Below are 14,040 nucleotides of genomic sequence, written 5' to 3'. Positions count from 1 at the left end.
CGCGGGGTTAACAGACTCCGCGCCCTGAACTCGTCTGTTCCGCCGCAGGAACAGGGATGTCATTCCGTGAAATCACAGACAGCGACTCATGCTTAATTATTTTCTGAAACGATTACTGGGGCTGATACCGACACTGCTGATTGTGGCGGTACTGGTGTTTTTATTTGTGCATCTTTTGCCGGGCGACCCGGCGCGGCTGATGGCCGGGCAGGACGCAGACGCCAGCGTCGTGGCGCTGGTTCGTCAGGATTTAGGGCTGGACAAGCCGCTCTATCAGCAATTCTTCACCTTTTTCGGCAACGCGCTGACCGGCGACTTCGGGCATTCGATGGTGTCGAAGCGTCCGGTGATCGACGAAATCAGCGCCCGTTTTATGCCGACGTTCTGGCTCACGTTAACCAGTATGTTGTGGTCGGTCATTTTCGGGCTGGTGATTGGCGTGGTGTCTGCCGTCTGGCGTAACCGCTGGCCGGATCGTCTGGGCATGGCGCTCGCCGTGTCCGGTATCTCCTTCCCGGCCTTTGCGCTGGGCATGTTGATGATGCAGGTTTTCTCCGTTGAGCTGGGCTGGTTGCCGACCGTCGGCGCTGACGGCTGGCGGCACTATATTCTGCCATCCATCACGCTGGGCGCGGCAGTGGCGGCTATTATGGCGCGCTTTACCCGGGCCTCTTTTGTCGAGGTCATGCAGGAAGATTACATGCGCACGGCGCGGGCGAAGGGCGTTCACGAAGCGGTTGTGGTGGTGAAACACGGGCTACGCAATGCCATGATCCCGGTTGTGACCATGATGGGATTACAGTTTGGTTTCCTGCTCGGAGGCTCGATTGTGGTCGAGAAAGTCTTCAACTGGCCGGGGTTAGGGCGGTTGCTGGTGGATTCCGTGGAGATGCGCGATTATCCGGTGATCCAGGCCGAAGTGCTGCTCTTCTCGCTCGAATTCATCCTCATCAATCTGCTGGTGGACATGCTGTACGCCGTGATTAACCCTTCTATCCGATACAAGTGAGCAAGCGCATGAAAAACTGGCGGAGAAATGCCGTACTGGCGAGCTTGCCGATAATCACATCCGAAACTCCGCAGGCGGTAAGAACCCCGTGGAAAGCGTTCTGGCGGCGTTTTCGCAGGCAACATATTGCGATGATTGCAGGCATTTTTATTCTTTTACTGATTGCCGCTGCGATCTTTGCGCCGTGGCTGGTGCCGTTTGATCCGGAAAATTACTTCGATTACGACCGTCTGAACGAAGGCCCGTCGCTGGTTCACTGGCTCGGCGTCGATTCGCTCGGGCGGGATATTTTTAGCCGTATCCTGACGGGCGCGCGCATTTCTCTCGCAGCCGGTGTGCTTTCCGTCGTTCTGGGTGCTGCTATCGGCACTGTTTTCGGCCTGTTAGCCGGATACTACGAAGGATGGTGGGATCGCATCACGATGCGCGTTTGCGACGTATTATTCGCTTTCCCCGGCATTTTGCTGGCGATTGCCGTGGTCGCCGTGATGGGCAACGGGATGTCGAACGTAATTATTGCCGTGGCGATATTCAGCATTCCGGCGTTCGCCCGTCTGGTGCGCGGCAACACGCTGGTGCTGAAACAGCAAACCTACATTGAGTCAGCGCGCAGCATCGGCGCATCGGACGCCACCATTTTGTTCCGCCACATTCTGCCCGGTACGCTGTCTTCCATCGTGGTGTATTTCACCATGCGCATAGGCACATCGATCATCACCGCCGCGAGTTTGTCATTCCTTGGCATGGGTGCGCAGCCCCCGACGCCGGAGTGGGGCGCGATGCTCAACGAAGCCCGCGCCGACATGGTGATGGCCCCGCACGTCGCGATATTCCCGAGCCTGGCGATATTCCTGACGGTGCTGGCATTTAATCTGCTGGGTGATGGGTTGAGAGATGCACTGGATCCGAAATTGAAAAATTAGTGTTTTTTTGGGGAGTATCCCCAAAGGCCCCTTTTTCGCTGATCGAGAAAATTTCGGTTTCTCAATGATGCTGGTCGCTCAGGTCAAGACCTTGGGTTGCCACCCAAACTGGCCTCAAGGAGCGCCTGTCGCCGCGCCCCTTGAGAATCCCGGGCTCTTTAACTGCGCGCTGCCGCTTGTTGGCCATGTTTCAGTTAACACTGTGACTGGCGCAAAAGCTTGCCGCTGCGCGGTGCCTTCTCTCGGTCTTCGAGCCCCAGGTCTCGAAGCCGCTCCGTTCAGCAAATTTTCTGATTGCGCCACATTGGGTTTTTAAAGATATTTTGTTTCGGAATTTTCATTATCTCTATTGTTTTTTTATTGAATGCAAATTCGATGTAATTTTTATATTTTTACTGGAATACGTCTCGTAATAAAAAGAACGCGTAATTGGAATGCGTTTTGGTGTGCAGTATGTTCTTTGTTTGTGAATGTAAACAAAGGAACTGTGATGTCGATTAATTTTAAACCCAAAGTCGGGCAGGTTCTTGACTGTAATTACGGGCATTATCCAAGAGATCTTCAGGGAGGTATTATTCCTGATAGAGTGGATGCACATATGCCACCGGAAATGATTAAGCATAGGTTGGTGATCGTTCTTAATGGCAAGCTTAACGATAATTCCTCAATCGTTGTTCCATTATCCACAACGAAGAATGAATTGAAAATCAGTAAGGGAATACATATTCAGCTGGACTCAGGCGTGATTGCCGATCTCAAACACTTTCACCCAAAAACATGCTGGGCGAAATGCGACCTGGTGCAGACGGTCAGTAATAACCGGCTGAACAGACCTATGTTAGTTGAACGAGGAAGATTAACTCAGCGAATTCCTAATCAAATAGTTACATTAATCCAGATTGCAATTATTCGTTCTATCAATGCGACAAACTTTTTAGTTTAATAATCATTCTTGGCTTGATTAACGCATTATTTTTGATAATATCCTCGCGTTGCCCATTGAGGCCTTTAAGATTCACCCTTTCCCTTCGTGGGACCGCGAAGCCTGATTAGTAATAATCAGGCTTCTGCCATTTTTAATATCCCAGAATATATATTTTATCTATTAATCTGTAAGCGATATAAAACGAAAACGCTTATTTAAGAATGCCCCTAAGGCGCAATCAGAAAGTTTGCTGAACGAAGCGGGCTGGAGACCTGAGGCTCCAGCACCGAGAGAAGGTACCGCGCAGCGGCAAGCTTTCGCGCCATACGCTGTAGCAACAGAACATGTCCGTCGACCCAGCGATAGCGCGCAGTAAAAAAGCGAAGAGGAGTCCAGAGGAGGGAAAGCACTTCCCTCCTCTGGTCGGTTTCTGCGTGAAAGTCTGAGTGATAACAGCTATTAAGAAACCGAAATATCCTCGATCAGACTTCAATACGGCATTCCTGCACTCATGCCTTCGGGTGCAAGTACCCCGCATGAAACCGCAGGTGATCTTCCACAAACGAGGCAATCGTAAAGTAGCTGTGATCGTACCCTGGCTGCACGCGAAGCTGTAACGGCCAGCCGCGCTGGCGGGCGATTTCCGCCAGTTTTGCCGGTTGCAGCTGATCTGCGAGGAACTGATCGCCATCACCCTGATCGACTAAAATCGGGAATGGCGTCTGATCCGCAGGCAGTGAGCTCAGCAGGTGGCAACTGTCGTACTGCAACCACTGGTTTTCATCATTGCCCAGATAGGCGCTGAACGCTTTACGTCCCCACGGAACCTGCGCCGGGTTCACAATCGGAGCGAACGCGGATACCGAGTGGAAACGCTGCGGATTGCGTAATGCCAGCATCAGCGCACCGTGACCGCCCATGGAATGACCGAAAATCGACTGGCGCTCACCGACGTTGAAATGTCCGCTGATTAACGCAGGCAGTTCATCAAGCAGATAATCGTACATCCGGTAATGCTTGGCCCACGGCACCTGCGTGGCGTTCAGGTAAAAACCTGCACCCTGACCGAGATCGTAACCGTCGTCATTGGCGACATCCTCACCGCGCGGGCTGGTATCCGGCATCACCAGAACCACGCCAAGCTCTGCCGCGACGCGCTGCGCCCCGGCTTTGAGCGTGAAGTTATCATCATTGCAGGTCAGGCCCGACAGCCAGTACAGCACCGGCGGCGGTGTGTCATCTTTCGCCGGTGGCAGATAGATGCTGAACGTCATGCCGCAATTCAGGCTCGCCGATGTGTGGCGGTAGCGCTGCTGCCAGCCGCCAAACATCCGGTGTTCTTCGAGTAGTTCAATCGAGCTGCTCATCGGAAACATTCCTTACTTGTTAAAATGAATCACCGTACGGATAGATTTGCCTTCATGCATTAAATCGAACGCTTCGTTGATTTCTTCCAGCGGCATGGTGTGGGTGATGAAATCGTTCAGGGCGAATTCGCCGTCCAGATAACGTTGCACAATCCCCGGCAACTGGCTGCGGCCTTTTACGCCACCGAATGCAGAACCGCGCCATACGCGGCCAGTCACCAGCTGGAACGGACGGGTAGAGATTTCTTCACCGGCACCGGCAACGCCGATAATGACCGATTCGCCCCAGCCTTTGTGACAGCATTCCAGCGCGGAACGCATGACGTTCACGTTGCCGATACATTCGAAGGAGAAGTCTACGCCGCCGTCGGTCATTTCGACGATTACGTCCTGGATCGGTTTGTCGTAATCTTTTGGATTGATGAGGTCCGTTGCGCCAAGCTTACGCGCCAGATCGAACTTGCTGGTGTTCAGATCGATACCGATGATGCGGCCTGCGCCTGCCATCACTGCGCCGATAATGGCAGAAAGACCGATGCCGCCGAGACCGAAAATCGCCACGGTGTCGCCTTTTTTCACTTTTGCAGTGTTAATGACAGCACCCATACCGGTAGTCACGCCGCAACCGAGCAGACACACTTCTTCCAGCGGCGCTTCTTTGTTGATTTTCGCCAGTGAAATTTCAGGAACCACGGTGTATTCGGAGAAAGTCGACGTGCCCATGTAATGGAAAATCGGCTTGCCGTCTTTAAAGAAACGCGTGGTGCCGTCCGGCATCAGGCCTTTACCCTGTGTGGTGCGGATTGCCTGACACAAGTTGGTTTTGCCCGATTTACAGAACTTACATTCACCACATTCCGGGGTGTACAACGGGATCACGTGGTCGCCAACGGCAACGCTGGTGACGCCTTCGCCGACGGCTTCCACAACGCCGCCGCCTTCATGGCCGAGGATCGCCGGGAAAACGCCTTCCGGATCTTTGCCTGACAGGGTGTAGGCATCAGTATGGCAAACGCCGGTCGCGACGATACGCACCAGCACTTCGCCTTTTTGTGGTGGCATCAGATCCACTTCTTCAATGGACAGGGGTTGGTTCGGGCCCCAGGCGACGGCGGCACGTGTTTTGATCATTTCCATTATATAGCTCCAGTCAGGTGTTTTTAACTTAATAGGTTGGATGCATCGCCGGGTCATGTTCGCCGGCAAGAGGGTGTTTCAGCAGCGGGATCGCACCGCCATTCTGTTCGATAATCAGTTCTTTCAGCGCCCGTACATTCGGGCTGAATGCGTCCCGCCGCCAGATAAGCCAGGTGGCGGTATCGGCGAATTCATCGGGAATTTCGTGAATGTCTACCCGCTCATGTCCGGGCAATTGTTCCAGCACAGAGCGTGGGATCATGGCAATGCCTGCGCCGCTGGCGACACAGGCCATCATGGAATGGTAGGACTGAATCTCCATCGTGTTCGCCACCGGGACATTTAACTCTTTGATCCACCGCTGCAAGCGCTGGCGGTAAGAACAGCTCGGGCGGAACGCAAATACCGTATGGCCACTGCGACCGGCGGGCGCTTCAAGCGGTGATTCCTCAGGCGGGGTGATCACGACCATGCGTTCGCGAAAAGAAATACAGCCGTTGATATCGTCAAAATCTATCGGGCCATCCACCAGCGCGGCAGCAAGACGCCCGGCACGAACGCTGTCGATGGTTTCTCCGGATGTCGCGGTGACAAGTGAAAGCGCCACTTGCGGAAACTTCTGGTGATAGGCCGCCAGCAGCGAAGGCAGGCGGGTGGCCGCCGTACTTTCCATTGAACCGAGCGCAAAATTCCCGGCCGGTTCGCCGGCATGGGTAATGCTCATGGCTTCATCACTCAGCGCCAGAATTCTTTCGGCGTAATTGAGAAAATTGTGCCCCATCGCAGAGAGGCGGATGCGCTGCTTCTCACGGATGAATAAATCTGTGCCCAGTTCGAGCTCGAGCTGGCGCAGACGGGTCGTCAGGTTCGACGGAACGCGGTGCAACTGCTCGGCCGCGCGCGCCAGCGAACCGGTTTCCGCGACGCAGCAAAACATTCGTAACTGGGTGAGATCCATGATGGGTTCCTGTGTTCTTTTATCGTAAACAACTTGGTCTGTATTATTCACTTTTCGTGATTGTACTCATAAGGCATCCTGACTGACAACTTCCAATTTACTTTCTTTTAATAAATCCGCTGTTTTCAGTGTCAGGCTTTGAGTATGTTTACTCAGTGTTTCTGGTATGTTGCATCGCGGTTTATTTTGACGGAGCAGTTATGGCTTTTCGTATTGCGCTAAGTGGTTTTCTGGCTTTTGTCGTCGCGATGGGTATCGGACGTTTTGCCTTTACGCCCCAGGTTCCTTTAATGATAGCTGAACATCAGTTCACGCTGACCGGCGCCGGGCTGGTCGCGGCATTCAACTATCTGGGTTATTTGTGTGGCGCATTTGATGGCATGCGCGCCAGCAAACATCTCGAACGTCGCCTGTGGCTGGGCGTGTGGGGCGGTGTGGTGCTGACGTTGCTGTCGGCGGTGATTTCCGGCGAAGTGTTGCACAGCATTGTGCGCTTTCTGATCGGCTGGACCAGCGGCTGGGCGATGGTGATGGTGTCGGCATGGTGTAATGAGCGGCTGGCGCATTATGGTCGTCCGGCGCTGAGCGCGGCGGTGTTTGCCGGGCCGGGCGTCGGGATTTTCCTCAGCGGCATGCTGGCCGTGGGGATCCACAGTCTGCAACTGACGTCCGCGCAGGCCTGGTCGGTGTACGGCGTGCTGGCGCTGATTTTTGTGGCGATTATCACGCCGAATTTACCGCGCAAAGGCGATTTGCACCGCTCGCATGTGGCGGCTGAGCCGCTGGTGATGACACCGGCTTTGAAACGTCTGGTGTGGAGTTACAGTCTGGCAGGTTTCGGCTACATCCTGCCTGCCACGTTTTTATCGCAGATGGCGACGGCACGTTTTCCTGACAGCCTGTTTGCGCAGTTTGTCTGGCCGGTGTTTGGTGGCGCGGCGGTTATCGGCATCGTCATCGGCATTCTGACCCGCCACTATCTGACGACGCACACCCGTATGGCGCTGACAATGTGGGCGCAGGGGATCGGGATTTTGTGTGCGGAAGTGGTGCCGGGTGTCACCGGCCTGGTGTTGGGCGCGCTGCTGACCGGGGGAGGGTTCCTCAGCGTGGTTCAGCTGGCATTGCAATACAGCCGTGAGCTGGCGCCTAATCACAGCCGCTATATGGCGGGGTTACTGACCACCGGGTACGCCGTCGGGCAGTTGTTCGGGCCGGTGCTATCGGCGATATCCACCGCGCTGACGCATCATCTTGAACCGGCGTTGTATGTTGCGCTGGCCGGTTTTCTCATCGCGGGTGCGCTGGTTATCAGGGACAATCGATAACTTGCAGCTATTGCATCCATCATGGCTTTTTCATCCTTCAGGAAAGCAATCACTGGATTCTGAACCGGCTCTCTACTACAGTAAGCCACCTCACTTTGGCGTGATCTGCGTCAAAGTGATTACATCTGCCGGAGAAGAAAGAATGCCAACCCTGAGTAAAGAAGCCATTTTGGTTCATGAGGCCTTGTTAGCCCGTGGTCTGGAAACCCCTCTGCGTGAAGCTTTGCCGATCGACAATGAAACGCGCAAAAAGCAGATCCAGGAACATATGACCGGGATTATGCAGCTTCTCAATCTGGATCTCTCCGACGACAGCCTGGCGGAAACGCCGCATCGCATCGCCAAGATGTATGTAGATGAAATCTTCTCCGGGCTGGATTACGCCAACTTCCCGAAAATCACCGTCATTGAAAATAAGATGAAAGTGGATGAAATGGTGACCGTGCGCGACATCACGCTGACCAGCACCTGCGAGCATCATTTTGTGACGATTGATGGCAAAGCCACCGTGGCGTATATCCCGAAAGAAACCGTGATCGGTTTGTCGAAAATAAACCGCATTGTGCAGTTTTTCTCGCAGCGTCCGCAGGTTCAGGAACGCCTGACCCAGCAGATTCTGGTTGCATTGCAGACCTTGCTCGGCACGACTAACGTGGCTGTCTCAATTGATGCCGTGCATTACTGCGTGAAAGCGCGCGGCGTACGTGACGCGACCAGCGCAACGACCACCACTTCTCTGGGCGGCCTGTTCAAGTCGAGCCAGAATACGCGGCAAGAATTCTTAAGAACGGTGAGACACGCCAGCTAAACGCGGGCGTTTTAAGCGGTCAGGCAGTTTGATATTGCGGCACCTTACGGGTGCCGTTAGTCTGTCTGGAGCCCGCGACTTTCTATCCCTACCGTTAACAGGAATGTTTGGTATGCGCTCACGTATTGCCACGCTCGACTTTGCCCGTGGTCTCGCTATTTTTGGCATTCTTCTGCTCAATATCAGCGCCTTCGGCCTGCCGAAAGCGGCTTATCTCAACCCGGCCTATGCCGGTCTTCCTTCTGCCTCTGATGCCTGGATCTGGGCGGTGCTTGACGCCGTGGCGCAGGGAAAATTCCTGATGATGTTTGCCATGCTGTTTGGCGGCGGTTTGTATTTGCTGCTGCCGCGCGGCAAACACTGGATCCAGTCGCGTCTTTCCATTTTGGTACTGTGTGGATTGCTGCATGCCTCTTTACTGTGGGATGGCGATATTTTGTTGTCCTACGGGCTTATCGGCCTGGCGTGCTGGCGTATGGTGAGGGAAGGGCGCAGCAGTCAGTCACTGGTTCTGACGGGAATAATTTTGTATCTCATCGGTGTGGCCGTTCTGGCAATACTGGGGGTTATCTCATCGCCGAAGCCCGGGAGTTTCTGGCTTCCCGGCCCGGCTGAGATTCAGTATGAGCAATACTGGAAGCTGAAAGGTGGCTGGGAGGCCATTCAGAACCGTCTGGATCTCTTATCTTCGAGTTTGCTGGCCATTGGTGCGCAATACGGCTGGGAGCTGGCGGGCGCAATGTTAATCGGCTCGGGGATGATGCGCAGCGGCTGGCTAAAAGGGGAATTCAGCGAGCGGCATTACCGCAACGTGGCGGCGGCACTGTTACCGCTTTCATTGCTGATACAAATCCCGGCTATTTACCTGCAATGGAAGAGTGGCTGGGACTACCGCTGGAGCGGCTTTTTGTTGCAGGTGCCGCGTGAAATCGGCTCGCTGATGCAGGCAGTCAGCTATCTGGCGCTGTGTTACGGCTTCTGGTCGGTGATTTCCCGCTGGCGTCTGACCCTGTGGATTTCTCAAATCGGGCGAATGGCGCTGACTAACTACCTGTTGCAGACGCTCGTTTGCACGACGTTCTTCAATATTTTCGGCTTCTTCCTGCATTTCGACCGGCTGCAATTACTGGCGCTGGTGCCGCTGGTCTGGGCGTGTAATCTGCTGATGACGCTGCTGTGGCTGCGGTATTTCCGTCAGGGGCCGCTGGAATGGTTATGGCGCAAACTGACGGTTAAAGCCTCGGGTGTTGAGGTGAAAACGGCATAGTCTGCGCGTTAATACATCACCCTAAATTATAGATTTGGGACGGACGTTGCAGAATTGTATGTAAACGTTTTCTTTCCTGTGACGTGATTCACGCAGGCGGTTTCGCAAAATGTTTAGGATAGCGGTCGTGCCACTCTGACGACCACTACACTAAAAAAGGAAACGCCATGAGCACCTCACCTCGCTTCTCTTTGTCTGCTTTTTTTACCTCCTGGGTCAAAAACTTCCGTATTCCCCCGTACCACTCTCTGGCTGATCACGGAGCGACGCATGGTCACAATTCGTGATGTCGCCCGGCTGGCGGGGGTTTCTGTCGCCACCGTTTCACGTGTTCTGAACAATCCGTCTATCGCCAGTAAAGAAGCACGCGAGCAGGTTTTACAGGCCGTTGCAACCCTGGGATACCGGCCTAATGCCAATGCCCAGGCGCTGGCAACGCAAAGCAGCGATACCATCGGCGTGGTGGTGATGGATGTTTCAGATCCTTTTTTTGGTGCGCTGGTGAAAGCGGTGGATACCGTCGCTCAGCAGCATCAGAAATATGTCCTGATAGGTAACAGCTATCACATTGCCGAAAAAGAAAGGCACGCCATTGAAGTTTTGATCCGCCAGCGATGTAACGCACTGATCGTGCATTCCAAAGCGCTCGGTGATGACGAGCTTTCGCGCTTTATGGACCAGGTTTCTGGCATGGTGCTGATTAACCGTGTGATCCCGGGCTACGAGCATCGCTGCGTCTGGCTCAATAACGTCAGCGGGGCAGAAATGGCGACGCGTTTGTTGCTGTCACAGGGGCATCAGCGCATCGGCTACATTGGCTCAAGCCACGGCATTGAAGATGATTTGCAGCGCTATCAGGGGTATTTACAGGCCATGACGCAGGCACATCATTCAGCCATTGCGCCACCGGCGGCCTGGCGTGCGCAGAGCTCGCCAGATTTGCAGGGCGGGGAAGCCGCGATGGTCGAACTGCTCGGGCGCAATCTGCATCTGAGCGCGGTCTTCACGTATAACGATTCGATGGCGGCGGGGGCGATGGCAGTGTTGAAAGAAAACGGAATTAACATTCCTGACGATTTCTCACTGGTGGGTTTCGACGATATTCCGATTGCCCGGTACACCAGCCCGAAAATGACGACGGTGCGTTACCCGATTGTCTCAATGGCGACACTTGCCACCGAACTGGCCTTAAAAGGTGCGGCAGAACAGTTAGCTACGGGTGTTTCGCATTGTTTTATGCCGACGCTGGTCAGACGCCATTCTGTGGCACCGTGGCAAAATGTGGCACCCGTCACTTATTGATTAAATAACGCGATGTAACCGTTTTCAATCTGTGAGAACTTTCACAGTTTATTAACATCGCCGCCTTTATGATGCATTCGTTTTCAATATGATTCACTTTGTGTCCGGCGTTACCGGACTGGTTTCACAGCGAGTCAGGATGTTGTAGGTCAAGGATGGCAGGCACCCGCGATAATGACGTGGAGCTGTACTGCTCCCGCATGGATTGCCGGTTCCACCCTGTACCCCTCATATAAACCGGAGATACAAATGAATAAAAAGGTTTTCACACTGGCTACTCTGGCTGCCAGCATGATGTTTGGTTTTGCCGCACATGCTGCTGATACTAAAATCGGCGTCACCATCTACAAATATGATGACAACTTCATGTCTGAAGTCCGCAAAGCCATTGAGAAAGATGCTAAAGCTTCTCCAGATGTGCAACTGCTGATGAATGACTCGCAAAACAGCCAGTCCACCCAGAACGACCAGGTTGACGTTATGCTGGCGAAAGGCGTTAAAGCACTGGCCATCAACCTGGTTGACCCGGCTGCTGCTCCGGTCATTATTGAGAAGGCCCGCGGTGCTGGCATTCCTGTTGTTTTCTATAATAAAGAACCTTCCCGTAAAGCTTTAGACAGCTACGACAAAGCGTATTATGTCGGGACTGACTCTAAAGAGTCTGGCGTTATCCAGGGTGAGCTGATTGCTAAACACTGGAAAGCAAACCCGGCCTGGGATCTGAACAAAGACGGCGTGATCCAATATGTACTGATTAAAGGTGAACCAGGCCATCCGGATGCTGAAGCGCGTACCAAATACGTCATCAGTACTTTGAATGGTAAAGAAGGCCTGAAAACTGATCAGCTGCAACTCGACACGGCAATGTGGGATACCGCTCAGGCAAAAGACAAAATGGACGCATGGCTGTCCGGCCCTAACGCTAACAAAATCGAAGTGGTTATCGCCAACAACGATGCAATGGCAATGGGTGCTGTAGAAGCTCTGAAATCTCATAACAAATCCAGCATTCCGGTATTTGGTGTGGATGCCCTGGCAGAAGCGCTGGCTCTGGTGAAATCAGGTGCAATGGCCGGTACCGTGCTCAACGATGCAAACAACCAGGCGAAAGCTACGTTTGATCTGGCAAAAAATCTGGCAGCGGGTAAACCAGCCGCCGATGGTACTAACTGGAAAATTGAAAACAAAGTCGTTCGTATACCTTACGTTGCAGTAGACAAAGACAACTTGTCTGAGTTTGTGAAATAAGAATACGCGGACAGCAGTCAATACAGACAGCAATAAAAACAAAGCTAAGCAGTGGCAAAAATAATTGCGGTTAAGCCGTAAATAAAGATTAAGTGTGATTAGACGTTAATACTTGTCTGACAGGACGTCATGTCGTGATGCAACCGGTGGGTTTGCTTACCGGTTGCATTACTGACATCAGGTATTAATAACCCGTTTATTTTTATCTTTAGCCAGGTACAACTATGGCCGATATTTCGCTCTCTGACACAAAAACAGAAAAGCCAGGTGAATTCCTGCTGGAAATGAGCGGTATTAATAAATCATTCCCAGGCGTTAAGGCGTTAGATAATGTGAATTTAAAAGTGCGCCCGCATTCCATCCATGCATTAATGGGTGAAAATGGCGCGGGTAAATCCACATTATTAAAATGTCTTTTCGGAATTTACAGTAAAGACTCCGGAACTATTCTTTTTCAGGGACAAGAAGTTAATTTTAAAAGCTCAAAAGAAGCGCTTGAGCAAGGCGTGTCGATGGTACATCAGGAATTAAACCTGGTGTTACAACGTACTGTCATGGACAACATGTGGCTGGGTCGTTATCCGACCAAAGGCATTTTTGTCGATCAGGACAAGATGTACAAAGACACCAAAGCGATTTTTGACGAACTGGACATTGATATCGACCCGCGCGACAAGGTGGGTAAGCTGTCCGTTTCGCAGATGCAGATGATCGAAATCGCCAAGGCGTTTTCCTATAACGCAAAAATCGTCATCATGGACGAACCGACCTCTTCCCTGACGGAAAAAGAAGTGAACCATTTGTTCACTATTATCCGTAAGCTGAAAGATCGCGGCTGCGGGATTGTGTATATCTCTCATAAGATGGAAGAAATTTTCCAGCTGTGCGATGAAATCACCATTCTGCGCGACGGCCAGTGGATTGCCACTCAGTCGCTGGAAGGCCTCGACATGGACAGAATCATCTCCATGATGGTGGGCCGTTCGCTGAGCCAGCGTTTCCCTGACCGCCTGAATAAACCGGGTGAAGTCATTCTCGAAGTGCGTAATCTGACGTCGCTGCGCCAGCCTTCCATTCGCGATATCTCCTTTGATTTGCATAAAGGTGAAATTCTCGGGATCGCCGGTCTGGTCGGTGCGAAGCGTACCGACATTGTCGAAACGCTGTTTGGTATCCGTGAGAAAGTCGCCGGAACCATTAAGCTCCACGGCAAAAAAATTAATAATCACAGTGCGAATGAAGCCATTAACCATGGTTTTGCGCTGGTGACGGAAGAGCGCCGCTCTACCGGTATTTATGCATATCTGGATATCGGCTTTAACTCGCTGATTTCCAATATTCGTCAATATAAAAATAAAGCCGGTTTACTGGATACCTCGCGCATGAAAAGCGATACCCAATGGGTTATCGATTCTATGCGCGTGAAGACGCCGGGGCATAAAACCAGTATTGGTTCATTGTCTGGCGGGAATCAGCAAAAAGTTATTATCGGGCGCTGGTTATTAACCAACCCTGAAATATTAATGCTGGATGAGCCAACTCGCGGGATTGACGTTGGCGCTAAGTTTGAAATTTACCAGTTAATCACCGAGTTGGCTAAAAAAGAGAAGGGGATCATTATTATCTCCTCTGAAATGCCTGAGTTGCTGGGTATTACTGACAGAATTTTGGTTATGAGTAATGGACAGGTTGCGGGCATCGTTGATACAAAAACGACTTCGCAGAATGAAATATTACGCCTGGCTTCCTTGCATCTCTAATTTTTAAG

At 52.4% G+C, this 14,040-nt stretch carries 12 protein-coding genes; 9 read left to right on the top strand and 3 right to left on the bottom strand.

The genetic code is table 11. From position 1 onward, the window contains the following. Nucleotides 1–88 precede the first annotated feature (88 nt). The 3 genes from gsiC (at nucleotide 89) to CWS43_RS05820 (ending at nucleotide 2,875) form a co-directional block, all read left to right on the top strand. Nucleotides 89–1,009, top strand: a complete 921-nt coding sequence (gene gsiC, locus CWS43_RS05830; protein ID WP_101075978.1) for a glutathione ABC transporter permease GsiC — start codon at nucleotides 89–91, stop codon at nucleotides 1,007–1,009. Nucleotides 1,010–1,017: 8 nt separating this feature from the next. Beyond that, on the top strand, nucleotides 1,018–1,932 hold the full coding sequence (gene gsiD / locus CWS43_RS05825; protein ID WP_101075977.1) for a glutathione ABC transporter permease GsiD: 915 nt from the start codon (nucleotides 1,018–1,020) through the stop codon (nucleotides 1,930–1,932). A 490-nt stretch (nucleotides 1,933–2,422) separates the two neighbouring features. Beyond that, nucleotides 2,423–2,875: a type II toxin-antitoxin system PemK/MazF family toxin gene (locus CWS43_RS05820; protein ID WP_101075976.1), complete on the top strand. Its 453-nt coding sequence runs from the start codon at nucleotides 2,423–2,425 to the stop codon at nucleotides 2,873–2,875. A gap of 491 nt (nucleotides 2,876–3,366) precedes the next feature. Here the strand turns inward: CWS43_RS05820 and fghA are convergent, their stop codons facing one another. Genes fghA through CWS43_RS05805 form a run of 3 tightly spaced genes read right to left on the bottom strand, consistent with a single transcriptional unit; the run spans nucleotide 3,367 to nucleotide 6,319 of the window. After that, nucleotides 3,367–4,224 carry an S-formylglutathione hydrolase gene (fghA, locus tag CWS43_RS05815; protein WP_101075975.1) on the bottom strand — a complete coding sequence of 286 codons (858 nt, stop codon included), beginning with the start codon at nucleotides 4,222–4,224 and terminating at the stop codon, nucleotides 3,367–3,369. Between the two features lie 12 nt (nucleotides 4,225–4,236). Beyond that, nucleotides 4,237–5,361, bottom strand: a complete 1,125-nt coding sequence (locus CWS43_RS05810) for an S-(hydroxymethyl)glutathione dehydrogenase/class III alcohol dehydrogenase (RefSeq protein ID WP_101075974.1) — start codon at nucleotides 5,359–5,361, stop codon at nucleotides 4,237–4,239. Nucleotides 5,362–5,389: 28 nt separating this feature from the next. Further along, entirely contained in the window at nucleotides 5,390–6,319 is a 930-nt protein-coding gene (locus tag CWS43_RS05805) for a LysR family transcriptional regulator (RefSeq protein WP_101075973.1), read from the bottom strand. A 200-nt stretch (nucleotides 6,320–6,519) separates the two neighbouring features. Between CWS43_RS05805 and CWS43_RS05800 the strand changes: the two genes are divergently transcribed. The 6 genes from CWS43_RS05800 to mglA all read left to right on the top strand — a co-directional run bounded on the left by CWS43_RS05800 (nucleotide 6,520) and on the right by mglA (nucleotide 14,032). After that, complete coding sequence (locus CWS43_RS05800; protein WP_101075972.1) at nucleotides 6,520–7,647, top strand: YbfB/YjiJ family MFS transporter; 1,128 nt, start codon at nucleotides 6,520–6,522, stop codon at nucleotides 7,645–7,647. A gap of 142 nt (nucleotides 7,648–7,789) precedes the next feature. After that, the gene (gene folE / locus CWS43_RS05795; RefSeq protein ID WP_101075971.1) at nucleotides 7,790–8,455 is read left to right on the top strand and encodes a GTP cyclohydrolase I FolE; all 666 of its coding nucleotides are present in this window, start codon (nucleotides 7,790–7,792) and stop codon (nucleotides 8,453–8,455) included. 112 nt (nucleotides 8,456–8,567) lie between these two features. Beyond that, a complete protein-coding gene (yeiB, locus tag CWS43_RS05790; RefSeq protein ID WP_101075970.1) occupies nucleotides 8,568–9,722 on the top strand; it encodes a DUF418 domain-containing protein YeiB in 1,155 nt (384 codons plus the stop codon). Nucleotides 9,723–9,992: 270 nt separating this feature from the next. Beyond that, on the top strand, nucleotides 9,993–11,024 hold the full coding sequence (gene galS, locus CWS43_RS05785) for an HTH-type transcriptional regulator GalS (RefSeq protein WP_101075969.1): 1,032 nt from the start codon (nucleotides 9,993–9,995) through the stop codon (nucleotides 11,022–11,024). A 249-nt stretch (nucleotides 11,025–11,273) separates the two neighbouring features. Continuing rightward, entirely contained in the window at nucleotides 11,274–12,272 is a 999-nt protein-coding gene (gene mglB / locus CWS43_RS05780; protein WP_101075968.1) for a galactose/glucose ABC transporter substrate-binding protein MglB, read from the top strand. Between the two features lie 224 nt (nucleotides 12,273–12,496). Then, nucleotides 12,497–14,032, top strand: coding sequence for a galactose/methyl galactoside ABC transporter ATP-binding protein MglA (gene mglA, locus CWS43_RS05775; RefSeq protein WP_101075967.1), 1,536 nt, complete (start codon nucleotides 12,497–12,499; stop codon nucleotides 14,030–14,032). Nucleotides 14,033–14,040 lie beyond the last annotated feature (8 nt).

The sequence above is a fragment of the Rahnella sp. AA genome (assembly GCF_002834385.1).
Taxonomy (GTDB): Bacteria; Pseudomonadota; Gammaproteobacteria; order Enterobacterales; family Enterobacteriaceae; genus Rahnella.
Note: the sequence above shows the minus strand (reverse complement) of the source record. Positions and strands in the feature narration are given on the sequence as shown.

Bases quoted from the DNA above. Each gene is read 5' to 3' on its own strand.
- gsiC (WP_101075978.1), top strand. From the start codon at position 89: ATGCTTAATTATTTTCTGAAACGATTACTGGGGCTGATACCGACACTG.
- gsiD (WP_101075977.1), top strand. From the start codon at position 1,018: ATGAAAAACTGGCGGAGAAATGCCGTACTGGCGAGCTTGCCGATAATC.
- CWS43_RS05820 (WP_101075976.1), top strand. From the start codon at position 2,423: ATGTCGATTAATTTTAAACCCAAAGTCGGGCAGGTTCTTGACTGTAAT.
- fghA (WP_101075975.1), bottom strand. From the start codon at position 4,224: ATGAGCAGCTCGATTGAACTACTCGAAGAACACCGGATGTTTGGCGGC.
- CWS43_RS05810 (WP_101075974.1), bottom strand. From the start codon at position 5,361: ATGGAAATGATCAAAACACGTGCCGCCGTCGCCTGGGGCCCGAACCAA.
- CWS43_RS05805 (WP_101075973.1), bottom strand. From the start codon at position 6,319: ATGGATCTCACCCAGTTACGAATGTTTTGCTGCGTCGCGGAAACCGGT.
- CWS43_RS05800 (WP_101075972.1), top strand. From the start codon at position 6,520: ATGGCTTTTCGTATTGCGCTAAGTGGTTTTCTGGCTTTTGTCGTCGCG.
- folE (WP_101075971.1), top strand. From the start codon at position 7,790: ATGCCAACCCTGAGTAAAGAAGCCATTTTGGTTCATGAGGCCTTGTTA.
- yeiB (WP_101075970.1), top strand. From the start codon at position 8,568: ATGCGCTCACGTATTGCCACGCTCGACTTTGCCCGTGGTCTCGCTATT.
- galS (WP_101075969.1), top strand. From the start codon at position 9,993: ATGGTCACAATTCGTGATGTCGCCCGGCTGGCGGGGGTTTCTGTCGCC.
- mglB (WP_101075968.1), top strand. From the start codon at position 11,274: ATGAATAAAAAGGTTTTCACACTGGCTACTCTGGCTGCCAGCATGATG.
- mglA (WP_101075967.1), top strand. From the start codon at position 12,497: ATGGCCGATATTTCGCTCTCTGACACAAAAACAGAAAAGCCAGGTGAA.